Source organism: Rhizobium cauense (genome assembly GCF_019511525.1).
GTDB lineage: Bacteria > Pseudomonadota > Alphaproteobacteria > Rhizobiales > Rhizobiaceae > Rhizobium > Rhizobium cauense.
Genome location: NZ_JAEUAT010000086.1, coordinates 1 through 379 on the forward strand (window position 1 = coordinate 1; position 379 = coordinate 379).

Consider the following 379-nt stretch of genomic DNA (forward strand, 5'->3'; position numbering starts at 1 on the left):
GCCACTACTTGCGGAGTCTCGGTTGATGTCCTTTCCTGCAGGTACTTAGATGTTTCAGTTCCCTGCGTTCGCTTCTTACACCCTATTTTATTCAGGTGCAGATACCTTATCACAATGCTTGGAAACCATTTTGGTTCTTGCGCCGGACGACCGGCGACGCGCTCTGCGCTGTAATAGGAAGTTCCCATACAGGCCAGAGGCCGTCGGCGATCGTTCGCCGCAACGTCGAACCCAAGGTTCGACAACCAAAATGATTTTCCAAGCATTTAAGGTGGGTTGCCCCATTCGGAGATCCATGGATCAAAGCTTATTCGCAGCTCCCCACGGCTTTTCGCAGCGTATCACGTCCTTCATCGCCTGTGCATGCCAAGGCATCCAC

The 379-nt window shown here is 52.5% G+C and carries 1 rRNA gene; it reads right to left on the reverse strand.

Annotation, left to right across the window (positions count from 1 at the left end):
- Positions 1 to 379: ribosomal RNA gene (locus JNB88_RS33250) — 23S ribosomal RNA — on the reverse strand; the annotation flags it as partial.